The 22,514-nt window shown below is 73.2% G+C and carries 19 protein-coding genes and 1 pseudogene; 7 read left to right on the top strand and 13 right to left on the bottom strand.

Annotated features, from left to right (window positions below; all coding sequences use genetic code 11):
* Nucleotides 1–150 precede the first annotated feature (150 nt).
* Nucleotides 151–4,833 carry a DUF6531 domain-containing protein gene (locus ACZ4TR_RS28550; RefSeq protein WP_465290016.1) on the top strand — a complete coding sequence of 1,561 codons (4,683 nt, stop codon included), beginning with the start codon at nucleotides 151–153 and terminating at the stop codon, nucleotides 4,831–4,833.
* Between the two features lie 164 nt (nucleotides 4,834–4,997).
* A complete protein-coding gene (locus ACZ4TR_RS28545) occupies nucleotides 4,998–5,741 on the top strand; it encodes an ATP-binding protein (RefSeq protein WP_465290014.1) in 744 nt (247 codons plus the stop codon).
* A 31-nt stretch (nucleotides 5,742–5,772) separates the two neighbouring features.
* On the opposite strand, the gene ACZ4TR_RS28540 is transcribed toward ACZ4TR_RS28545, so the two are convergent.
* The gene (locus ACZ4TR_RS28540) at nucleotides 5,773–6,144 is read right to left on the bottom strand and encodes an STAS domain-containing protein (protein ID WP_465290012.1); all 372 of its coding nucleotides are present in this window, start codon (nucleotides 6,142–6,144) and stop codon (nucleotides 5,773–5,775) included.
* 171 nt (nucleotides 6,145–6,315) lie between these two features.
* On the opposite strand from ACZ4TR_RS28540, the gene ACZ4TR_RS28535 reads away from it, so the two are divergent.
* On the top strand, nucleotides 6,316–7,761 hold the full coding sequence (locus tag ACZ4TR_RS28535) for a hypothetical protein (protein ID WP_465290010.1): 1,446 nt from the start codon (nucleotides 6,316–6,318) through the stop codon (nucleotides 7,759–7,761).
* A gap of 3 nt (nucleotides 7,762–7,764) precedes the next feature.
* Here the strand turns inward: ACZ4TR_RS28535 and ACZ4TR_RS28530 are convergent, their stop codons facing one another.
* The 5 genes and pseudogenes from ACZ4TR_RS28530 to ACZ4TR_RS28510 form a co-directional block, all read right to left on the bottom strand.
* Nucleotides 7,765–8,559 (bottom strand): helix-turn-helix domain-containing protein, encoded by a 795-nt coding sequence (locus tag ACZ4TR_RS28530; protein WP_465290009.1) that lies wholly within the window; start codon nucleotides 8,557–8,559, stop codon nucleotides 7,765–7,767.
* Complete coding sequence (locus tag ACZ4TR_RS28525) at nucleotides 8,552–9,109, bottom strand: carboxymuconolactone decarboxylase family protein (RefSeq protein WP_465290007.1); 558 nt, start codon at nucleotides 9,107–9,109, stop codon at nucleotides 8,552–8,554. Before ACZ4TR_RS28525 ends, ACZ4TR_RS28530 begins: the two co-directional genes overlap by 8 nt.
* A gap of 77 nt (nucleotides 9,110–9,186) precedes the next feature.
* A pseudogene (locus ACZ4TR_RS28520) lies at nucleotides 9,187–9,529 on the bottom strand (acyl-CoA dehydrogenase family protein); the annotation flags it as partial.
* A 119-nt stretch (nucleotides 9,530–9,648) separates the two neighbouring features.
* Nucleotides 9,649–11,847: a heavy metal translocating P-type ATPase gene (locus tag ACZ4TR_RS28515; protein WP_465290705.1), complete on the bottom strand. Its 2,199-nt coding sequence runs from the start codon at nucleotides 11,845–11,847 to the stop codon at nucleotides 9,649–9,651.
* A gap of 83 nt (nucleotides 11,848–11,930) precedes the next feature.
* A complete protein-coding gene (locus ACZ4TR_RS28510; protein WP_284741503.1) occupies nucleotides 11,931–12,137 on the bottom strand; it encodes a heavy-metal-associated domain-containing protein in 207 nt (68 codons plus the stop codon).
* A gap of 143 nt (nucleotides 12,138–12,280) precedes the next feature.
* Between ACZ4TR_RS28510 and ACZ4TR_RS28505 the strand changes: the two genes are divergently transcribed.
* Nucleotides 12,281–12,856 (top strand): sigma-70 family RNA polymerase sigma factor, encoded by a 576-nt coding sequence (locus tag ACZ4TR_RS28505; protein WP_465290005.1) that lies wholly within the window; start codon nucleotides 12,281–12,283, stop codon nucleotides 12,854–12,856.
* A gap of 41 nt (nucleotides 12,857–12,897) precedes the next feature.
* Nucleotides 12,898–13,614, top strand: coding sequence for a zf-HC2 domain-containing protein (locus ACZ4TR_RS28500; protein WP_465290004.1), 717 nt, complete (start codon nucleotides 12,898–12,900; stop codon nucleotides 13,612–13,614).
* A gap of 36 nt (nucleotides 13,615–13,650) precedes the next feature.
* On the opposite strand, the gene ACZ4TR_RS28495 is transcribed toward ACZ4TR_RS28500, so the two are convergent.
* From ACZ4TR_RS28495 to ACZ4TR_RS28480, 4 genes are all read right to left on the bottom strand, one after another.
* The gene (locus ACZ4TR_RS28495; RefSeq protein WP_465290002.1) at nucleotides 13,651–13,992 is read right to left on the bottom strand and encodes a VOC family protein; all 342 of its coding nucleotides are present in this window, start codon (nucleotides 13,990–13,992) and stop codon (nucleotides 13,651–13,653) included.
* 87 nt (nucleotides 13,993–14,079) lie between these two features.
* The gene (locus ACZ4TR_RS28490; protein WP_465290001.1) at nucleotides 14,080–14,427 is read right to left on the bottom strand and encodes a DUF3253 domain-containing protein; all 348 of its coding nucleotides are present in this window, start codon (nucleotides 14,425–14,427) and stop codon (nucleotides 14,080–14,082) included.
* Nucleotides 14,428–14,488: 61 nt separating this feature from the next.
* A complete protein-coding gene (locus ACZ4TR_RS28485) occupies nucleotides 14,489–15,283 on the bottom strand; it encodes an SDR family NAD(P)-dependent oxidoreductase (RefSeq protein WP_465290000.1) in 795 nt (264 codons plus the stop codon).
* Between the two features lie 2 nt (nucleotides 15,284–15,285).
* Complete coding sequence (locus ACZ4TR_RS28480) at nucleotides 15,286–16,086, bottom strand: alpha/beta hydrolase (RefSeq protein WP_465289999.1); 801 nt, start codon at nucleotides 16,084–16,086, stop codon at nucleotides 15,286–15,288.
* A gap of 141 nt (nucleotides 16,087–16,227) precedes the next feature.
* On the opposite strand from ACZ4TR_RS28480, the gene ACZ4TR_RS28475 reads away from it, so the two are divergent.
* On the top strand, nucleotides 16,228–17,187 hold the full coding sequence (locus tag ACZ4TR_RS28475) for a LysR family transcriptional regulator (RefSeq protein ID WP_465289997.1): 960 nt from the start codon (nucleotides 16,228–16,230) through the stop codon (nucleotides 17,185–17,187).
* A gap of 364 nt (nucleotides 17,188–17,551) precedes the next feature.
* The gene (locus ACZ4TR_RS28470; RefSeq protein ID WP_465289995.1) at nucleotides 17,552–19,588 is read left to right on the top strand and encodes a HelD family protein; all 2,037 of its coding nucleotides are present in this window, start codon (nucleotides 17,552–17,554) and stop codon (nucleotides 19,586–19,588) included.
* Here the strand turns inward: ACZ4TR_RS28470 and ACZ4TR_RS28465 are convergent.
* From ACZ4TR_RS28465 to ACZ4TR_RS28455, 3 genes are read right to left on the bottom strand one after another with little or no spacing between them, the layout of a single operon-like run.
* Nucleotides 19,542–20,450 carry a trypsin-like serine peptidase gene (locus ACZ4TR_RS28465; protein ID WP_465289993.1) on the bottom strand — a complete coding sequence of 303 codons (909 nt, stop codon included), beginning with the start codon at nucleotides 20,448–20,450 and terminating at the stop codon, nucleotides 19,542–19,544. The two genes, ACZ4TR_RS28470 and ACZ4TR_RS28465, sit on opposite strands and share 47 nt — an antisense overlap.
* A gap of 31 nt (nucleotides 20,451–20,481) precedes the next feature.
* Entirely contained in the window at nucleotides 20,482–21,054 is a 573-nt protein-coding gene (locus tag ACZ4TR_RS28460; protein WP_465289991.1) for a LutC/YkgG family protein, read from the bottom strand.
* Entirely contained in the window at nucleotides 21,051–22,499 is a 1,449-nt protein-coding gene (locus ACZ4TR_RS28455) for a lactate utilization protein B (protein ID WP_465290703.1), read from the bottom strand. The genes ACZ4TR_RS28460 and ACZ4TR_RS28455 overlap by 4 nt, the downstream gene beginning before the upstream one ends.
* Nucleotides 22,500–22,514: the final 15 nt, after the last annotated feature.

The following is a 22,514-nucleotide window of genomic DNA, read 5'->3' as shown; positions in this document are numbered from 1 at the left end:
CTGACGGTTGCCCGCCCGGGACAGCAACCGCCGGATTTTCGGGCATCCGGTTCACCTTCGCGACACCTGGCGTTCCCGCGCTGCTACCTTCGCGTCAAGCTTGCTTGAAAGTTTGACGAACGTTCGCCGTGACGTCAGGAAGGTCGCGTAGTGGGCAACCCGCTGGTCGCGGAGACCAAAGACTCCACCAAGGCGTATTCGGGCATTTCGCTGCTGGAGTCGGCAGCCGACCTGAAATCCGCGATCGAAAGCGGCGACTGGGCCTCGGTCGCCATGGGCGCCGTCGGCACCGCCCTCGACGCCCTCTCCATGGCCATGGACCCCTTCGGCGCGATCCTCGCCGCCGGCGTCGGCTGGCTCATCGAACACGTCGGACCGCTCAAAGAAGCCCTCAACGGCCTCACCGGCAACGCCGACGAGATCGCCGCCCAGTCCGAGACCTGGAAGAACGTCGCCACCGAACTCGGCAGCATCGGCCAAGACCTGACCGGCATGGTCAAAACGGACGTCTCGTCCTGGACCGGCACCGCCGGGGACGCCTACCGCCAACGCGCACAAGACACCGTCGTTCTGCTGGAAACCGCTCAAAAGGGCTGCGAAGGCGCCTCCAGCGGCGTCAAAACCGCCGGTGAGGTCGTCGCCGCGGTCCGGGCGCTGGTCCGCGACATCATCGCCGAACTCGTCGGCCACCTCATCAGCTGGGCCCTGCAAGTCATCTTCACCCTCGGCATCGGCATGACCTGGGTCGTCCCCCAGGTCATCACCGCCGTCGCGAAGACCGCGTCGAAGATCGCCGATCTCACCAAACGCCTGGTCAAGGCACTGCAGGCGCTGATCCCGCTGCTCAAGCGCGCCGGTGACCTGTTTTCCGACGCGGCGAAGGCGTTGAAGAACATCAAGCCGGGCAAGTCAGCGCCGCCGCCGAAGCACGCCGACATCAACGGCAACCCCAAGGGCCTCGACGGGCCCAACGGCAAGGGCGGCCCGGACGCACCGCCGCCCAAGACCGACCCACCCCCGAAGGGCGACGGCACCACCACCTCGGGCGCGAAGGGCGACGACACCACACCCTCCGGCGCCAAGACCGACCCACCACCCAAGACCGATCCCCCGCCGAAGAGCGACCCGCCCGCCGACGGCCCGCCGCCGAAGGCCGACCCGCCCGGGGGCACGCCGAAGGGCGGCCCCGACGGCGGAGCCAAGCCGAAGGGCGACCCCAAGGGCGACGGCCCGCGCGACCGCGCGGTGCCGGACGACAAGAAGGTCTGCGTCTCCGACCCGGTGGACGTCGCCACCGGCGAGGTGGTGGTCACCCAGGTCGACCTGACCCTGCCGGGCGACGCGGGCGACCTGGAACTGACCCGCACGCACCTGTCGTCCTACCGCGCGGGCCGCTGGTTCGGCCGGTCCTGGACCTCCACCCTGGACCAGCGGCTGGAGGTCGGCCCCGAGCACGTCCGGTTCTACGCCGAGGACGGCATGGTCCTCGTCTACCCGGTGCCCGCCGACGGACCCACGCTGCCGCTGGAAGGCCCGCGCCACCCGCTGCACCGCTCCCCCGGCGGCTACCGGCTCGCCACCGGCGAACGTGAACTGCACTTCACCGGCAGCGGCCGGATCGCGGCGCTCACGGCGATCGAGCAGAACGGCAGCCGTACCGAGATCGCGTACGCCGCGGACGGCACGCCGACCGCGCTGCGCCGCGACGACGGCGTCGAGATCCGGATCGGCACCGCCGAGGGCCGGGTGGTCGCCCTGGGCGCGCCCGACGCCGCGCCGCTGGTCCGGTTCGGCTACAACCGGCTGGGCCAGCTGACCACCGTCGCGGACTTCGCGGGCCGCCCGATGACGCTGGACTACGACTTCGAGCACCGGCTCGTCGGCTGGCAGGACCGCACCGGTACCTGGTACCGCTACGTCTACGACGCCGCCGGCCGCTGCGTGCGCACCGTCGGGGCGAACGGCTTCTACAACGCGACGTTCGCCTACGAACCCGGCGCCACCCGGCACACCGACGCGCTCGGCCACACCTGGACCTACCGGCTCAACGACGCCGGGCAGCTCGTCGAACGGATCGACCCGCTGGGCGGCTCCCGCCGCTACACCTGGAGCCGCTACGACCAGCTGCTGTCCCAAGTGGACGAACTGGGCCGCGAAACCCGGTACGACTACCGCGACGGCGAGCTCGCCACCGTCATCCGCCCCGACGGGTCCGTGGTCCGGACGGCACCCGCCGCCGAGGGCGAGGTGCGGCTGCAGGTGGGCGACGGCGACGCCGCCGTCCACCGGGTGGTGCCCGCGGCCGACCCGTTCACCGGCCTGCCCGGTGCCGCGGGAGCGGGCGATCCGGCAGCCGCGCCCGACCCGCTCGCCGACGCACCGGCGACCGACGGGCGCCCCGGGGACCGCGACGTCTTCGGCCGGCCGCAACTCGTGCACACCGCCTCCGGCGGCGCGGCCCGGCTGGGCTGGACGGCCGAGGGCCGCCGCGCCTGGCGGATCGGCCCGCACGGCGACCGCGAAACCTGGCTGCACGACGCGGAAGGGCAGGTCGTCGAGTACCGCGACGCGGCAGGCGGCGTGCGGCGCCGCCAGTACGGGCCGTTCGGGCTCGCCGTGGCCGACATCGACGCGGCGGGCGCGCGGACGACGTACGGCTACGACACCGAACTGCGGCTCACCGCGGTGACGAACCCGCGGGGCCTCACCTGGCGCTACACCTACGACCCGGCCGGGCGCCTGGTCGAGGAGACCGACTACGACGGCCGCCGGCTCACCTACGCCTACGACGCGGCCGGGCAGCTGCGGCGCATGACCAACGGCCTCGGCGAACCCACCGAGTTCGCCTACGACCTCCTCGGCAACGTCGTCGAACGGCGGACGGCCGAGGACGTCACCCGCTACGCCTACGACGCCCTGGGCCGGCTGGCCCTCGCCGAGAACGCCGAGTCCCGCCTGGAGATCCTCCGGGACGGGCACGGCCGGGTGATCGCCGAGACGGTCAACGGGCTCGGCGTGGCCTGGAGCTACGAAGGAACGCTCCTGCGCCGCCGCACCTCGTCCGGTGTGGACAGTGAATGGACCTTCGACGACGCGGGCCTGCCGCGCTCGCTGCGGATCGCCGGGCACGACGTCGGGTTCGAGCACGACGCGGCCGGGCGCGAGGTCGCCCGCGGCGTCGACGGGACGGTGCTGCTCCGGCGGCGGTTCGACGCGGAGGACCGGCTCGCCGCGGAGGAGATCGCCGGCGTCGGGCAGCGCACCTACGGCTACCGGCCCGACGGCAGGCTCGCCGCGGTCGGGGACACCTGGCGGCTGGAGTTCGACCCCGCGGGCCGGGTCGGCGAGGCGCGCGGTCCCGGCGGGGCCGAGCGGTTCGCCCGCGACGCCGCGGGCAGTGTCACCTCGGCCGACTCGCCGTCGCTGCCGGGTCCGCGGACCTACCGCGGGAACACGCTGGTCTCGGCGGGCGGCACCCGCTACACCGGTGACGCGCAGGGCCGGGTCACCGGCCGGCACCGCGGCGAGCGGTCCTGGACGTTTTCGTGGGACCAGCTGGACCGGATGCGCGGCGTGCGGACCCCGGACGGCGCGCGCTGGACCTACCACTACGACCCGCTGGGCCGCCGGTTCGCCAAGCGGCGCTGGGTCACCGGCGCCGACGGCGAACCCGAGCTCGCCGCCGACACGCGGTTCCTCTGGAGCGGCTTCGACCTCGTGGAGCGCGTCGAATCCGGCCCGGACGGTTCGCGCCGGATCCTCACGTGGGAACGGCATCCCGCCGACAGCCGCCCGGTCGTGCAGGTCGAGCGCACCGCCTCCGAGGAACGGTTCCACTGCGTGATCACCTCGCCCGCGGGCACGCCGACCGAGCTGCTGGACGCGCGGGGCGCGCTGGTCTGGCGGGACCGCAGCAGCTTCTGGGGCGCGCCGCTGCCCGGCGCCGACGCTGCGGCCGTCCCGCTGGCGTTCCCCGGGCAGCACCGCGACGAGGAAACCGGGCTGCACTACAACGTGTTCCGCTACTACGACCCGGAAACCGCGCGGTACCTCAGCCAGGACCCGCTCGGGCTCGCCGCCGCGCCCGACCCCGTCGGGTACGTCGCCGAACCGCTGCTCACCGGCGACCCGCTCGGGCTCGTGGGCGCGTGCGGCAAGACCGGCGGGCCGTCGAGCACGAAGCGGCCCCGCCCGGACGACTTCGACCAGCACCCGGACCTCAAGCCGCCACCGGCGAAGAAGCCCGACCTCGGCGTCGACGTGAACCGCATGACGCGCGAGGAGTGGGAGAAGTTCAAGCCCGAACTGGACGAGATGATGAAGGCCGACAAGCACTTCTTCTGGTCCGGCGGGTACAAGCAGGGCCACGGCGGGCCGGACGACCCGTACCTGGGCTCGATCGAGTTCAAGGCGAACTCGGTCGCCAAGCAGCACGGCGGCAACACCCTCGAGGGTCTCGTCGCCGACAACCACCTGAAGATGCCCGGCTGGGTCGACGACAAGATGATGAAGGACCCGGACAAGGGGTACTGGTCGCACGGCGACCACGGCACGTCCAACCTCGACCAGAAGAACTTCGTCAAGGAGAAGTGGGACCACGCGTCGGAAACGTTCGCGAAGAACTCGACGGCGGACACCCACGTCGTCTTCCCGGACAAGCCCGGGAAGGAGACCAGCACCGGGATCCCGAACCCGAACGGCGACATCTACCCCTACCGCCGGCCCGACAACATCTTCGACAAGATCGAGTACCCGAAGCTGGAGCAGAACGGCATCAAGGTCACCGAGCACAACGCCGAGACCGGCGCAACGCGCCCGTACCGGAAACCCTGACCGGGCGAGGCAGGTTCGGCGACGGCGAAGTCGGCGTAGCCGGGCCGGCGCCGAAAGCCGGCCGGCCCCGATCGGGCGGGCACGCGGGTGGCGGGCCTACCGATTCCGGCGCCGTGGACCTAGCGTGGAGCGGGACGGCACTGCTGCTCGCCTGAGGAGAGACGATGCTGGGCACGCTCGACCTCGAGGTGACGTCCCAGCCGCTCTACACCCTGGTCACCGTCACCGGCGGCCTGCACCTCGGCAGCTACCGGCACCTGCGCGACGGCCTCCTGGAGGTCGCGGCGGACGAGCCGGAAGCCGTGATCGCCGGGGTCGACGGCCTCGACCTCGACGCCGTCGCGCCGGTCGGGGTGTTCGGGCTGGTCGCCCGGCGGCTCGGGACCTGGCCGGGGATCCCGTTCGCGCTGGCCGGCGCCGCGAACCGGACCCGGGCGCTGCGGGAGCAGGGGATCCACCGCCGGGTCGCGATCGGCGAGGACGTCGGGAGCGCCGAACGCGCGCTGTGCAAACCTTCGCGGCAGCGGACCGAACTGGTCCTGCCCCGCGCCCCCGAAGCGTCGGCGATGGCCCGCGCCGCCGTGCGGGAAGCGTGCGCGCGGTGGGCGGTCCCGCAGTTCGTCTACGACGGCATCCTCGTCGCCGGCGAGCTCGCGGCCAACGCGACCCAGCACACCACCTCCGCGGCCACCCTGCGGCTGGACCTGCGGCGCGGACGGCTGACCATCGCCGTGCTCGACGACGATCCCCACCCGGCCGTGCTGCTCCCCCGGTCGCGCCCCGGCGCCGCCGGGCTGGGCCTGCACATCGTGGCGCGCTCGGCGGACGCGTGGGGCTGCAGCCCCCGGTGGTCCGGCGGCAAGGTCGTCTGGGCCGTCCTCACCAGCGAGCGGCACGCCGGCGAGTAAGGCCGCGGCGCACCGCGCGCCCGGCACAGCGTCAGCCCGGGTTCGCCCGCAGCGCCTTGGCCAGCGTCGAGTACAGGGAGACGCGATCGTCGTTCCAGAACATCAGCAGCACGACCGACACCGGGTGGGGCGGCGTGACGAGGCACAGCCGCCGCCGCTCGGCGTGGGCGCGCCGCGCCGCGTGGCCCAGCGCCCGCAGGCCGGCCGCGCCGAGGAAGGTCACCCGGGACAGGTCCACCACGGTGACCGCGGCCGGGCCCGGCCCCGTCGCGCGCTGCAGGAGCCGGACGGAGAGAGCGTCGATCTCGCCGACGGCGCTGATGACCAGCAGGCCGGGGCGCACCTCGGCGCGCCCGACCGAAAGGATCTTCGCCGCCGCCTGCCACGGGCTCTTCGAGGACACGACGTCGTCCTCCCGTCCCGGGCCGGCCCGTCGCGCGGACGCGCGGCCGGCTCGGCTCCCCAGTGAAGCACGGCCCACGACGGCACCGGCCACTCTTGCCACGGAGTGTGCCACGTTGCAAACTGGGCGGGCCCCGCTGTCGTGCCCGCTCCCCCACCCCGGAGGTCAAAGGTGACCGACTTCGATCGACGTGCCGTCCTGAGCACCCTCGCCGCGCTGGGGGTGACCGGCGTGACGGCGAGCCTCTTCGGCGGCACCGCCGAAGCGTCCGGCACCAGCCCCCTGGACCTGAAGTTCGAGGTGGCGGAGCAGTTCCGGCCGTTCGACCTGATCGCACCGAAGTTCGTCCAGGTCGACACGCGGGCCCGGCCCGGCGCGCTCGTCAAGACCGGCGTACGGCCGAAGGCGCCCTACGGGACGGTGACCGTCGAGGTGTCCGGCGAGCGCGCTTCCGTCGTCGCGGGGCTGGCCGGGGACACGACGTCGGTGCTCGGCACCTACGACGCCGTCGCGAAGCAAGCAGCCATCGAGATCACCACGCCGGGCGGCACCACCGTGGTCAAGACCGCTCCGGCTGACCTGCCGGCGGCGTTCGGGTTCGCCGTGGTGGTCAACGAAAACGCGGTCACGGTGCTGGCCGACACCGGAACCGGCTGGCGGCCGCTGCTGACCGAGCGCGACGGGGTCCGCGCCCGGATCGACCTGCGCGACCCGGCCGTGCTGGGCAGGCTCGGCTACGCCTACGGCAGCCGCGGCCCGGCGCGGCTGGGCCGGGTCCGCGCCGGCTACTTCGGCCAGGCCGGCGTCCGCGACCCCCACGTCGTCCAGTACGCCGACGGCCGGCCGTACATCCGCCACGGCAAGCTCTACCTGACCATGACCAACGCCGGGCTCGGGTTCTTCCAGCAGGCGCACTGGGCGGTGTGGACGCTCGACCTCGCCGACCCGACGAAACTCGACCAGGTGGCGACGCTGTTCTTCGCCCGCGACGGCGTCGTGCTCGGCGACCACGCCGGCCAGATCGTCCGCGACGACGAGCACGACCGCTTCATCCTGCTCATGAGCTCCTGGGGTGACTTCGCCTTCACCGGCGTCCACGTGCGTCACACGACCACCCGCGCCGACGTACTTTCGGGCGTGCACGTCCTGCCCACCGAACAGCTCCCGCTGCCCACGACCGTGAGCTCGTGGGATCCGGGACTGACGAAGATCGACGGCCGCTGGCACATCGGGTTCGTGGAAAGCCCGGCGCAGCAGCCCGCGTTCGTGTTCCACCCCGCGCTGGCGGCCGCGCCCCGCGGCGCCGACTACGACCAGGGCCTGACGCTGCTGGGCGCGGACCTGTCGGTCAGCCAGACCGAAGGCCCCATCCTGCAACGGGTCGGCGGCCGCTGGTACCTGTTCGCCAGCGACGGCGACGCGCGCGAGTACCCGGTCTACGACCTGCGGCTGCGCAAGCTGGGCACGCTGAACGCGCCGTACGGCACCAACATCCCGCACCCGATGCTGGTACGGATCGGCGGCCGGTGGTGGCTCCCCACCTTCAACGGCACCCAGTACGCCGAAGACGTCCTCGGCTACGGCGGCCACGGCGACTTCATCCTGATGCGGGCGTGACGCTCAGCCCAGCCGGCTCCGGACGTTCTCCCGGGTTTCGTCGTCCATCGGGTGGAAGCACTCGATCCGCAGTTCCTGGAGCGTGACGTCCTGGGGTGTGCCCAGCGTCGTCACCGTCGAAAAGAAGCCGAACCGCAGGCCGTCGCGGGCGTAGCGGATCGGGACGATCGGCAGCAGCGGGCCGGTCGCGTCCAGGGCGCGCAGGGTCGCCGGCACCCCGGGGTAGTGCAGCACCTCGTCCAGGATCCGCCGGGCGCGCTCGTCGGTCACGCCGCCGAGCGCCTCCCGGCGCACGCGCGCGACCAGGGCCCCGGCGACCTCCGGCCAGTTCGTCACGTGCGGCCGCACGCCGTCCGGGTGGAACATCCGCCGGAGCACGTTCGGCGGGCCGGGCGCTTCCCCGTCGCGTCCACTGTGGAGGAACGCGGAGAACCGGCGGGCGGCGCCGTTGGTGTGCCGGATGTCCCAGCTGCGGTCCATGACCAGCGCCGGGTACGGTTCCTGCTGCCCGAGGATGGCTTCGAGCGCGTCCCGCACGGCCGCCAGAGCCGGAGCGTCCAAAGCGGACTCCGCGTACTCCGGCGAGAACCCGGCGCTCAGCAACAGGGTGTTGCGGTCCCGCAGGGGCACGTCGAGCACGTCGGCGAGCTTGAGCACCATGGCCCGGCTGGGTTTCGCGCGCCCGGTCTCGAGGAAGCTCAGGTGCCGCAGGGAGACGGCCGCCTCGGCGGCCAGCGCCACCTGGCTGAGCCGCCGGGCGGCCCGCCAGTGCTTCAGCAGCGGGCCGACGTCAGGCAACGGCGGTCCACGCGTGCGGCTCGACCACCGGCTCGAGCGGTGGCCGCGCGACGTTCGCGGCGTAGTTCGTCATCGCCGAGATGGCCACTCCGGTGATCACCTCGAAGAGGTGGTCCTCGCCGAACCCGGCCGAGGTGAAGGCTTCGACGTCGGATTCGTCGAGGTGACCGCGCTTTTCGAGGTATGCGGTGGTCAGGGTGGCCAGCGCCGCCAGCCGCGGATCGCCGGGCCGCTCTCCCCGGCGTAGCGCCTCGACGGCTTCGGGAGGGACGCCGTCGGCCAGCGCCTCCAGGGTGTGGAACGCGACCGCCCATTCGCTCGCGTTCGCGACGGCGTTGGAGAGGAGCAGCACCTGCCGCTCGGCCGGGGTGAACGTGCCGTCACCGCGGAAGTGGCCGAAGGCGGAGAAGAACGAGTTGAGCAGGACCGGCGAGGTGGCCATGACGGCCGCGGCGCCGGGCACGAACCCGAACGTCTCCCGCAGGACGGTGAGCGGCGCCTTCGCCGCGTCCGGCGCGGTGTCCACGGTGTGCATCGGATAACTGGTCATGCCGGAAGCTTGGCCCGGCCGCGCCGGGGAAACAATTCCCTCGGAGGTAAGCATCCTCAGCGCAGCTGCCGCGCGGCGCCGTCTTCGGTGATGGTCAGGTCGGAGTCGCGCGGGTTGACCGCACCGCCGAAGAAGAAGTTGTTGGTGGTGTAGAGCTCTTCGACGGCGGCGACCTGCTCGTCGGTGGCGACGAGCCGGGCCGCCCAGGCCCAGAGGTAGTGGGAGCCGAGCAGCTGCCCGATCGAGCCGTCGGCGCGGGCGATCTCCCGGGTCACCCGGTAGGCGGTCTCCCAGGTCTGCCCGCCCCCCGCCGTGCTCGGCCGGGCCGAGCAGGGTCACCAGGCCGGCATCCTTGAGCAGCTGGACCTCCTGGTCCGGCGTGGCATTGCGCCGGTCACGCTCGACGGCGTCGACGGCGAGCGGCGACGTCCTTCGCGGTCGCCTGGCCGCCGTTCATGATCCCGAGTACACCGGGAGGGCTGGGGAGTGTCAACGGGAGTCCGCGCGCTGGGACCGGCCGCCCGCGATGCCACGCCGGATCAGGCAGGAACCCCTTGCTGTCCCGCCGCACTACCCCGGAACCGCGTCAGCCGCAGGCTGTTCGACACCACGAGACAGCTTGACATCGCCATCGCCGCGCCCGCGATCATCGGGTTCAGCAGGCCCGCCGCGGCCAGCGGCAACGCCGCGACGTTGTACGCCAGCGCCCAGAACAGGTTCGCCTTGATCGTCGCCAGCGTGCGGCGGCTCAGGCGGATCGCGTCCACCGCCGCCAGGAGGTCGCCGCGGACGAGCGTCAGGTCGCTCGCCTCGATCGCCGCGTCCGTGCCCGTGCCGATCGCCAGGCCCAGGTCCGCCGTCGCCAGCGCCGCCGCGTCGTTGACGCCGTCGCCGATCATCGCGACCACCCGGCCTTCGGCCTGCATCCCTTGGATCACTTCGACTTTCCGCTCCGGGGACACCCCGGCGATCACGTCGGTGATCCCGGCTTCGCGGCCGATCGCGCGGGCGACCGTCTCGTTGTCGCCGGTCAGCAGCACCGGGTTCAGGCCGAGCCGGCGCAGCTGGAACACCGCGGGCGCCGACGTCGGCTTGACGCTGTCCGAGACCACCAGCACCGCGTGCGCCAGCCCGTCCCAGGCGAGGATCACCGCGGTGTTCCCCTCCTGTTCGGCCCGCTCCTTGGCGCGCAGCAACGACTGCGGCAGCCGGACGTTCAACCGCTGCAGCAACTCCGGCCGGCCGATGACGACCCGGTGGCCCTCGACCCGGCCGAGCACGCCGAACCCGGCGACCGTGCGGAACTCCCGCACCGGGCCCACCCAGCCGAACCGCTTGACGGCCGCGGCGGTGACGGCGACCGCGATCGGGTGCTCGGACGCGTTTTCCAGCGCCCCGGCCAGCTGCAGCGCGAGGTCGCGGGGTGTGCCGTCGTCCGTCCGGACCGCGGCCAGGCTCATCTTGCCCGTGGTCACCGTGCCGGTCTTGTCGAGCACGACGGTGTCGACCCGCCGCGTCGACTCGAGCATCTCCGGGCCTTTCACCAGCACGCCGAGCTGGGCGCCGCGGCCGGTGCCCACGAGCAGCGCGGTCGGCGTCGCCAGGCCCAGGGCACACGGGCACGCGATGATCAGCACGGCGACCGCGGCGGTGAACGCGGCCGCCGTCTCCGCGCCGGAGACGAGCCAGAACACCAGCGTGGCCAGCGAAAGCGCCATCACCACCGGCACGAACACGGCCGAAACGCGGTCGGCGAGCCGCTGCACGTCCGCCTTGCCGCTCTGGGCCCGCTCCACCATGACGGCGATCCGCGCCAGCCGGGTGTCGGCGCCGACGCGGGTGGCGCACACGACCAGCCGCCCGCTCATGTTCACCGTCGCGCCGACGACCTCGGCGCCGGCCGCCACTTCGACGGGCACCGCTTCCCCGGTGACCAGGCTCAGGTCGACGGCCGACGTGCCGTCCTCGATCACGCCGTCGGTGGCGATCTTCTCGCCGGGCCGCACCACGAACCGGTCGCCGGTGCGCAGTTCCCCGATCGGGATGCGTTCTTCGCGGCCGTCGCGCAGCACGGAGACGGACTTCGCGCCGAGGTCGAGCAGCGCCCGCAAGGCGGCGCCGGCGCGCCGGCGCGACCGGGCTTCGAAGAACCGGCCCGCCAGGATGAACAGCGTGACGCCGGTGGCGACCTCCAAGTAGATGCCGTCGACGTCGTGGTCGGCGGCGAGGGAGAAGTCGAACTCGTGCCGCATCCCGATTTCGCCCGCCCCGCCGAGCAGCAGCGCGTACAGCGACCAGAGGTAGGCCGCGGCGACCCCGATCGAGACGAGGGTGTCCATGGTGGCCGTCCGGTGCTTCAGGTTCGCCCACGCCGCCCGGTGCAGCGGCCACGCGCCCCAGGCCACGACCGGCGTGGCGAGCACCAGCGAAACCCACTGCCAAGCCGGGAACTGCAGCACGGGCACCATCGCGAGCACGATGACCGGCACCGCGAGAACGGCGGACACGAGCAGCCGCTGCCGCAGCGGGTCGGCCGCCGGAACCGGCTCCTGCTCCGGCGGTGCGGGCAGCTGGGCGGTGTAGCCGGCGGCTTCGATCGTCCGGACGACGTCCTCGACCGTGAGCGACGCCGGAACCGACACGGCGGCCTTCCCGGTGGCGTAGTTGACGGTGGCGCGGACGCCGTCGACGCGGTTGAGCTTGCGTTCGATCCGCGCGGCGCACGAGCCGCACGTCATGCCGCCGACCACCAGTTCCACGTCGCGCGGAGGCCGCAACGCGGCGAGCGGCTCGGTGACCGGGTCGCGCAGGTACCCGCTGGTCATCGGACGAGCTGGTAGCCCGCGACCCGGACGGCGCTCTCGACGTGCTCGAGAGCCAGGGCCGACTCACTGGTGACGACGACGCGGCCGGTCGGCACGTCGACGTCGACGTCCCGGACGCCGGGCAGCTCGCCGAGCTCTTCGCGGACCGACGCCGCGCAGTGCCCGCAGGTCATCCCTGTCACCGCGTACGTACTTTGAGTCATCGTGCCGCCTTCCGGCCGTGGCCTTCCCGAGATCGGGCAGTGGCCTTGCCGTGACAAGGTCGGCCGGCGGGCCCGGTTGGTTCCCGCGAATATCCGGCAAGATCATCTTCAACCGTTTCGCCTCCGGAGCCGTATCAGCGGGTGTGAGGCCACTTCGTGCGGATGACGACGAGATCACGCGCTGGGCCCGGCTCGCCGGCCGCGGCGACCGGGTCGCCCTGGACCACTTCGTGCGTGCCACGCAGCCGCACGTCTGGCGGTTCGTGGCGAGCCTGGGTGACGTGCAGACCGCGGACGACCTGGTCCAGGAGACCTACCTGCGGGCGCTGGGGTCGTTGAGCCGCTTCAAGGGCGAGTCGTCGGCCCGCACGTGGCTGCTCTCGATCGCCCGCCGCGCGGTCGCCGACCAGATCCGCGCCGCGCGCTGCCGGCCGCGGTCGGTGTCCGCGACCGACTGGCAGACCCTCTCCGAGCGCGACGAGCCGGTGACGCGGTCGCTCCTGGAGGAGCAGGTCGTGCTGGACCAGCTGGTCGGTGCGCTGGATCCGGAGCGGCGGGCCGCGTTCGTGCTCACCCAGGCCCTCGGGCTGTCGTACGCGGACGCCGCCGAGGTGTGCGGGTGTCCGGTCGGCACGATCCGGTCGCGGGTCGCCCGGGCGCGCGACGACCTCCTCGCCGCGATGGCCGACGCGCCGCGCCGGCGCAGCGTCGTCGGCTGATCCGCGGGAACCGGGCGGGGACCGTGGACGACTATGGAGACGTGGACTGCGCACTCTTCCGGGAATCGCTCTCGGCCGCGATGGACGGCGAGACCGGCCCGTTGCCCGAAGCCGAAGTGGAACGCCACCTGCGGGGCTGTGGCGCGTGCCAGGCCTGGCGGGAGCAGGCCCAGCGGCTGCGCCGCTCGATGGTGCGCCAGGCGCCCGCGGTGCCCGACCTCACGGCGGCGATCCTCGAGCGGGCCCCGCTGCCGTCCCGCGAGAAGTGGGCGGCGCGGGTTGCGCTCGGGCTCGTCGGGCTCGTCCAGTCCGGCCTCGGGTTCGCCGAGTTCCTGGTGCCCGCGGACGCGCACGCCGCGCACACCGGCACGCTCCACCTGAGCAACGAGAGCGCGGCGTGGAACCTCGCGCTCGGCATCGGCCTGCTGTGGGCGGCATTGCGGCCCCGGACCGCCGGAGCGCAGTTGCCGCTGGTCGCCGGCTTCGCCTTGGTACTCGGAGTCGTATCGGTGGTCGACGTGTCCGGCGGCCAGGTCGGCGCCGGGCGCCTGCTGACCCACGGCTTGCTGGTGGTCGGGGTGGTGTTGATGGTCGTGGTCCACCGGCAACACCGGCGGCGGCCGGCACCGGCGCCGGTGAACGCCGATGCACTCGGGACGGAGGACGATGTGCGGCTTCCGGAACACGACGCGCCGGCGCCGCTCGCGCCGGTTCGGCGGTTCCCACGCAGGCCGGCCAGCCGGCACCGCGCGGCTTGACGATCGGCACCACGCGGGCCGTGGGCTGCCGTGCGGCTATTTCTCGTGGAGCTCGATGGCGTTGCCCGAGGGATCGGCGAGGAAGGCTTGGCGCGCGGAGCCGACCGGCGCGGGGTCGCTGACCGCGAACCCGGCGGTGCGCAGCCGCCGGACCTCCGCGTCGAGATCGTCGACGAGCACCGCGAAATGCTGCCCACGCGAAGGTCCCGGCGCCCCGGCGATCAGGTGCAGCTGCTGGTCGCCGACGTCGAGCCAGGCCCCGGGCCCGAGGTTCCCGGGGCGGGCGTCGGAGAGCCGGAAGCCCAGCGCGCCCGTGTAGAACCCGATGGCCTTCTCGAGGTCGTCGACGACGACCGCCACGTGGTGGATCGCGGTCATGACGGGGTTTCCGTTCTGCGGACGGCAATACCGGAACGTAGCCAGGACGCGGTCCCCAGGTCAAGACGAAGACCATTGACCGGGCCGTCACTCACCGCGGGGCAGCCGGATCCTGATCGGCCCCCGCCACTCGCCGTCCGGGTCGAGCGGCCGGTCTCGCTGGGTCAGCTGCACCCGGCCGGCGCGGGCGAGCTCCCGGGCCAGTTCCCGGGCTTCCGGCAGCAGCGGACGCCAGTCGGCGGCCACCGCCCTCGCCGCGTCCGACGGGCAGGTGCTGCTGTCCGCGCCACGCGCGGTGGCCAACGCGAGGATGGCCGCGCGAAGCCGGTCCGCCGGCGTATCGGCGGTCAACGCGACGCGGGCGTGCCCCGCGCCCGGGCCGCCGCCGTCCCGGGTCCGCTCCAGTTCCCGTCGCGGTCCGGGCCGATCCGTCATGCCGTCAGGGTCGCACGGCCCGGTCCCCAGCGCTTTCGATGGATCAGTGTTTTTCGGTGGGTCAGTGCGTCTCGGTGGAGTAGCCGCCGTCGATGGCGAAGGCGGCGCCGGTGATGTTGCCGGCCACCCGGTCGCTGGCGAGGAAGGCCGCGAGGTTCGCGACCTCGGCGGGCTGGGTGAAGCGCCCGGTGACCGCGTGGGCGGCGGCTTCTTCGGCGACCGACTCGGGATTCGCGCCGGTGGTGGCGGCGATGGTTTCGGCGACGCCGCCGCTGCCGAGCCACAACCGCGTCGCGACCGGGCCCGGGTTGATGGCGTTGGCGCGGATGCCGTGCGGGCCGAACTCCTTCGACACCGACTTCGTGAAGTTGACCAGAGCGGCTTTCGCCGCACTGTAGTCGATGACGCCGGGATCGGGCAGGCTCGCGTTGACCGAGGCGATCGTGACGATGCTGCCGCGCCCGGCGGTCACCATCGCCGGCAGCACGGCGCGCGTGGCGCGGACCGCGCTGACGAGGTTCAAGGTCAGCGACCGGGTCCACTCCTCGTCGGTGACGAGCAGGAAGCCGTTCGTCCGCGGCGTGACGGCGCCGACGTTGTTGACCAGGATGTCGATCCGCCCGAACTCGGTCAGCGCCAGCTCGGCGAGCCGCCCCGGCCCGTCGGCCGTGCCGAGGTCCACGGCCAGGGTGTGCGCCTTCCCGGCCCGGACGAGGACCTCGAGGTCCGGCCCGGGGTCGCGGGCGCCGGCCACGACGTGGACGCCTTCCGCGACGAGGGTCTGCGCGACGGCCAGCCCGATCCCCCGCCCGGCTCCGGTGACGACGGCGACCGCGCCGTCCAGTCCGAGGTCCACGTCTAGAGTCCCTTCTCGCGCAGCCAGCCGAGCACGGCGTCGGCGACGTCGCGCCAGCCGCTGTCGACGGTGAGCGAATGGCCCCGGCCTTCGAACTGCTTCAGCTCGGTGACGGCGGCCGAATCCCGGTACTGCTTGAACGTCGAGCGGGTGACCACGTCCGGGACGGTGTGGTCGGCGGTGCCGGAGATCAGCAGGAGCGGTCCGCGGTCCGCGCGGTGGGTGTCGACCCGCGCCTCGGAGTGCATCACGAAGTTGGCGGCCGCGGCCTGGAACAGCGGCCGGGCCGGGGACGGGATCGTCCAGCGCCGGTACAGCTCCGACGACTCCTCGTCGGTCAAGGCGTTGCCGAAGCCGAACCGGAACTCCTTCTCGGTCAGCGAAACGGCCCGATGCAGGTTGGCCGGGTTGCCCAGCGCCGGCAGCCCGGCCCGCAGCTGCGCCAGCGGCAGGGGCAGGACGCCCTTGATCTGGGCTGGGTCGATGGCGACGCCGGCCCGGCCGATGCCCTGGCCCAGCAGCTTCTCCGTGATCAGGCCGCCGAAGGAGTGGCCGACGATCACCGGAGGCTGCTCGAGGCCCGCGATGACCGAGGCGAAGTGATCGGTCGCGTCGTCGATCCCGATGTCCGCGACGGCTTCGGGGTTTTCGCGGGCCCGTTCGACGGTTTCGGGCTCGTGCGGCCAGCCCGGGGCGATCGGCGCGTAGCCGGCCGCCCGGAAGTGGTCGATCCACGGGTTCCACGAGGTGGCGTGCAGCCACAGACCGTGGACGAACACAACGGGGGTGCCCGGATCGGCCATCGGATCCTCCAGTCAGCGCGGTGCTTTCCCGAAGCCAACACGAACCGCGGCACCGGCGTCCAAGACCCGTTGGGTGCGCATCGATAGCCGGGATGGCATCGTTGGCGCTCCACGTCACCCCCTTCGCGCCGGAAGGCCCGCATGGACCTCGACCTCAGGCTGGTGCGGTACTTCGTCACCGTCGCCGACGAGCTGCACTTCGGCCGGGCCGCCACGAAGCTCTTCATCAGCCAGCCGGCGCTGTCCAAGCAGATCCGCCGGCTCGAAGCCGACGTCGGCGCGCCCCTGCTGGTGCGCGACAGCCGGCACGTCGCGCTGACCCCGCGCGGCGAGCGGTTCCTGCACCACGCGCGGCAGCTGCTGGCCACCGCCGACCAGATGCTGCGCGAACCCGCGCCGGACCACCTGCGGATCGCCCACATCTTCGAACTGGACACCAGCCGGGTCGTCGCCGACGCGTTCCACGCCGCCCACGCCGGCATCCGGCTCGTCCAGAGCCAGATGGACAGCGCCCGCCAGCTCACCGCCCTGCTCGAGGACCACCTCGACGTCGCGGTCCTGCGCGTCACCACGACCCTCAAGGCCGCCCACCCGGCCGGCTGGCACCACGCCCTGCTCCGGCTCGAGCCGTTCTGGCTGGTCGGCCGCCCCGGCGACCCGAGCCGGCCGGCGGTGTCGGTGCACGAGCGGCCCGTCGAGGTCTTCGCGGACGGCCCCGGCACGGCGTTGTACAACGTCCACGGCCGGTACCTGAGCTCGTGGGAACAGCACACCGGCGTCGCCCTGCGCTGGCTCGGCAACCCGGGCACGTTCGACACCTGCCACGCCATCGTCAGCCGCGCGCGGGACAGCGCGTACCTGCTCGAATTCGACAGTTACGCCCGCCGCTACGCCGACCGCGGCGTCCCGGTCCACCGGCCCCGGGAGCTGCAGCCGGTCTACCCGTGGTCGCTGGCCTGGCGGGAGGGCGAGCAGCCGGAAACCGTCCGGGCCTACCTGCGGATCGCGCGCGAGACGGCCGAGCAGCGGGGGTGGCTGCATCCGGAGCGTGCGGACGCCGCGCCGCTGTGGGTGCCGCCCGAAGACCTGACCACCGCTTAGCGCCGTGGGTGGCAAGCGCCCCAAAGCGGCCCTGGTTGCGTCTGACGCACCGAAGGCCACCTTGGGTGCGTCTGACGCACCGAAGGCCACCTTGGGGCCACTCAGTGGGCGGCGCTGAAGCCACTGCGGGATTTGACCGAAGCTTGGTACGGGCGCGAGTGACGGAAACTCCCGGTATCCGGCACCCGATCGCCCGTCTTTGCAGCACCGGGATTGCAGCCGCCAGCAGAGTACCTCCACTCGGTGAAACCCATTTTTTGGAACAGGCCGTGGGCACGGCGTCCTGCCGCCGGGAAAGAACAAGACTGTTCTTCTCCGGATTCGCCGGGCACCCTCGACGGCACCGACCTGGGGGAGAACGCCTGTGACCGGCGAAGACCGTGAGCTCGAACTCGAACGTGACTACGTCGCCGGCCTCTACGCCCGGGTGGACGCCCTGCGCGAAACCGCCGCCGCGCGAGCGGTGACCGACGACCGGGAGGCGGCGGCCGTCTGGCAGGCGGAGGTCGCCCGGCTGGACTCCGTGGAGCAGGGACTGTGCTTCGGCCGGCTGGACCTGCACGGCGGACGGCGCGTCTACGTCGGCCGGCTGGGGCTGTTCCGCGACGACGACGGCGAGCCGCTGCTGGTGGACTGGCGCGCCCCGGCGGCCCGGGCGTTCTACACCGCGACGGCGGCCGCGCCCGGCGATGTGCGGCGACGGCGGCGCATCACCACGCGGGGCCGCACGGTCGTCGCACTCGACGACGAACTGCTCGCCGACGCCGGCGACGACGTCCTGGTCGGGGACGCGGCGCTCCTGGCGGCCGTGACCGCCGAGCGCACCGGGCGGATGCCCGGCATCGTCACCACCCTGCACGCCGAACAGGACCGGATCATCCGGCACGAGACCGGCGGCGTGCTCGTGGTGGAGGGCGGTCCCGGCACGGGCAAGACCGCCGTCGCCCTGCACCGGGTCGCCTACCTGCTCTACACCCGGCCGCACCTGCGCACCCGGGGTGTCCTCGTCGTGGGCCCCAGCCGGGTGTTCCTCGACTACATCGGCCAGGTTCTCCCCGGCCTCGGCGAAAACAGCGTCGTCACGGCCACCCTCGCCGACCTGCGGCCGGGCACCGAGGTCAGCACGGTGGACCCGCCCGGGGTCGCCGCGGACAAGGGCCGGGCGGACCTGGCCGGACGGCTGGCGGAAGCGGTGCGGGCCCAGGTCCGGATCCCGGACGAGCCCGTCGACATCGAGTTCGAGCAACAAACGCTGCGGCTCGACCCGGCCACGTGCGACCGCGCCGCGGCCGAGGCCCGGCGGACCCGGCTCCCGCACCACCAGGCCCGGCTGGTCTTCCAGCGGCAGGTCGTCGAGGTGCTCGCGCGGCGGCTCGCCGACGACCTGGAAGCGATCGTGCTCACCGACACCGGCGAGGCGATCGACGGAGGCAGCCCGGACGGCCGGCTCGGCGAGGCCGACCTGCGTGCGCTGGCCGCCGCGGGCGTGATCGTCGACGACAGCGACGGACCGCGAACCATGCTGGACGAGACCGCCCGGGCCGGGCTGCGGCGCTCCCTGCTCGCCGACCCGGCCGTCCAGGCCGCCCTCGACGCGCTGTGGCCGCCGCTGACCCCGGAGCGGGTGGTGGCGGACCTCCTCGGCGAGCGGACCGGCGGCTGGAGCGCCGCGGACGTCCCGCTGCTGGACGAAGCCGCGGCTCTGCTCGGCCAGGACACCGCCGTGTTCGGGCACGTGGTCGTCGACGAAGCCCAGGAACTGTCCGCAATGGACTGGCGGATGCTGATGCGCCGGTGTCCCAGCAGGTCGATGACCATCGTCGGGGACCTGGCGCAGACCGGCAGCCCGGCCGGCGCGTCCTCGTGGGACGACGTGCTGCGGCCGTACGTGCGCGACCGCCGGCACCTCGTCCGGCTCAGCGTCAACTACCGCACGCCCGCCGAGATCATGGCCGCCACCACGGATCTGCTCGCCGCCCACCACCCCGGCACGACGCCGCCCCGGTCGGTCCGCTCGACCGGCGAACCGCCCTGGCGCCTCGGCACCACCCGCACGGAGCTGCCCGGTGTCGTCGCCGAGCTTGCCGCGGCGCACACCACCGGCCGGCTCGCGATCATCACTCCGCAGACACTGGGCGACGCGCTGTCGCTCACCGCGCACCCGGACCTGACCGGCCGGGTGGTGGTCCTCTCCCCCGCCCAGGCCAAGGGCCTGGAGTTCGACTCGGTCCTCATCGCCGACCCGGCCGCGATCCTCGATCCGCCCCTCGGCCACCACGACCTCTACGTCGCCATGACCAGAGCCACCCGCCACCTCGGGATCGTGCACCCCGGCCCGCCCCCGGCGGAACTGCTCAGAGTTCCCCTGCGCGTTCGTACAGCGCCCGCACGGGACCGGTGAACGCGGCGCCGCTGAGGTCCGTCGTCACGCCGTCCTCGGTCATCGTTCCCCGGCTCGTGACGCTGAAGATCGTGCCCCGGCCGGTCGCGGGGTCGAAGTCGCGCAGCCACGGGCCGCCGCTGGAGCCGCCGGCGAGGTCGCAGTCCGTGTTCCACGTCGTGGTGACCGAGTTGGCCTTCAGCGTGGCGGGGCGGACGCAGGAGAACAATGCCTCGCCGCCCGCCGCCTGCGAGACCGGGTAGCCGAGCATGGTGGTGTCCACAGGGGACGGTGGCCGGTCGAACGAGAGGTCCTGGGTGCCCGCGACGTCGGCGACGTGCCGGCCGTCGACCGGGTCCAGGGCGAGCACGGCGTCGTCGTCCGTTCCGCTCGTGGGCCCCGAATAGGTGCTCGGCCAGGCGAAGGCCCGGACCGGGAACACCCCGTGCGGCGCCTGCCCGTGGTCGTAACCCGGCACGAGCACGACGTTGACGATCTTGATCGGGTTGTCGAACCGGTCCAGGCCGCCGTTGACGCAGTGCCCGGCGGTGAGCGCGACGTCCTTGGTGGCACTGGGAACCACGGTCGCGGTGCAGGACTCGTCGACACCCGGTTCGGCGGTGAAGAACAGCCGCCCGACGCCCGCCGGCACCGGCCCCGGCCATTCCCGGCCGATCTTCTCGGCCGGGGGCAAGGAGTCGTCGCCCACCCACTGCCGCATCCGCTCCGGCGTCCAGTGGGCCAGTGCGGCGGCCCGGTCCGCGGCACTCACCCGGGTCACCACCAGGTCGTCGGCCGCGCTCGCCGGGGCGGCCACCACCACCAGCGTGACGGCGACGGCGACGAGCGAGGCAGCGACCCGGGAACGCGGTTCGGTGATCATGACCAGGAGACGCGCGGGCCGCCGGTGAGGTTCACTCCGCGACGACGATGACGTGCAGGGTCCGCGGCCCGTGCACGCCCTCCACCCGGGTGAGCTCGATGTCGCTGGTGGCGCTCGGCCCGCTGATCCACGTCTGCGGGCGCGCCGGGTCGAGGGCGGCCACGGCCTGCGGCACGCCCGGCACGATCTGGTTTTCGCGCAGGACGCACACGTGCACGTCCGGCACCAGGCTCAGCGCGCGGCGCCCCTGGCCGGGACCGTGGTCGAGCACGATGGTGCCGGTGGCCGCGATGCCGAGCGCGGCCGTGGTGACGACGGCGTCGAACTCGGTGAGCTCTCCTTCCGTGCGGCCGACGTCGACCGGGAACCCTTCCGGCACCAGGACTTTCCGCGCCGGCCCGAGCGCGGCGCGGACGGTGCCGGGCAGCTCGGCCGCGGTGCAGCGGGTGAGGGCCGCGCGGTAGTCGAGCACGCGCTCGGCGAACAGCTCGACGACGTCCGCGGCCGCGACGGACCGGTAGCCGCGCGGGACCGGCGCTTCGGCCCGGTCCGCGTCGCGCAGCGCGCCTCGGACGGCGGCCAGGATCTCCTCGCGCGCGCTCACCGCTTCTCCCTTCGCCACCAGGCGCGGAACGACTCGCGCGGCGGGGCCGGGAGATCACGGGCGTTCGTCCACATCGAACCGGGCCACGGCAGCCGCGACACCCCACGGCGGCCCCCCGGCAGCACGCGGCGGCCGAACCGGGTCAGCACGCGGTTCGCGACGCCGAGCCCGCGTTCGGCCGGCCCCAGCCGCCGCGCGTCGGACAGCACCCACGACGCCGTTTTCATCGCCACCGCCTCGGGTTTCGGGGGGCCGCCGCGATGCGCGTCGACCACCTGGGACCGCAGGTGCACCAGGACCTCGGGGATGTCGATGCGCACCGGGCACGCCTCGAAGCAGGCGCCGCACAGGCTGGAGGCGTACGGGAGGGAGTCGGTCTGCTCGTCGACGCCGACGCCCTTGAGCAGCGGGTTGAGGATCGCCCCGATCGGGCCGGGGTAGACCGAGCCGTAGGCGTGCCCGCCGGTCCGCTCGTACACCGGGCAGACGTTGAGGCACGCCGAGCAGCGGATGCAGCGCAGCGCCTGGCGGCCGACCTCGTCGGCGAGCGCCCGGGTGCGGCCGTTGTCGAGCAGCACGACGTGCAGCTCCTGCGGCCCGTCGCCGGGCGTGACGCCCGACCACGTCGAGGTGTACGGGTTCATCCGCTCCCCCGTGCTGGAGCGCGGCAGGAGCTGGAGGAAGACGTCCAGATCGGACCACGTCGGCACGATCTTTTCGATGCCCACCACCGAAACGAGCACCTCGGGCAGCGTCAGGCACATGCGGCCGTTGCCTTCGGATTCGACGACGACGAGGGTGCCGCTCTCGGCGACGGCGAAGTTCGCGCCCGACACGGCCATCTTCGCCCGCAGGAACTTCTCCCGCAGGTGCAGCCGGGCCGCGCCGGCGAGCTCGGCCGGATCGTCGGTGAGCCCGTCGGGTGCCGGGCGGCCCGCCGCGGCCATCTCGCGGCGGAAGATCTCCCGGATCTCCGCGCGGTTGCGGTGGATCGCCGGTACCAGGATGTGGCTGGGCAGGTCGTCGCCCAGCTGCACGATGAGCTCGGCGAGGTCGGTTTCCCAGGCGGCGACGCCGTGCTCGGCCAGGGCCTCGTTGAGGCCGATCTCCTGCGTCGCCATCGACTTGACCTTGACGACCTCGTCGACGTCGTGGTCCTTCGCGATGCGGGCGACGATGTCGCAGGCTTCCCGGGCGTCGCGGGCCCAGTGGACGGTCGCTCCCCCGGCCCGCAGCGCGGCTTCGAGCGTCAGCAGGTGCTCGTCGAGGCGGCGCAGGGTGTTGTCCTTGATCGCCGCGCCCGCGAGGCGCAGTTCCTCCCACTCGGCCACCTCGCCGACGACGGCCGCGCGCTTGGCGCGGATGGTGCCGGTGGCGTGGGCGAGGTTGCGGCGCAGCTGCGTGTCGGCCAGCGCTTCCCGGGCCGCGGCCGGGAAGGCCGGCATGCCGACGAACGTGGC

The sequence above is a fragment of the Amycolatopsis sp. NPDC028719 genome, assembly GCF_055565395.1.
This window is presented reverse-complemented; position numbering and strand designations above follow the sequence as displayed.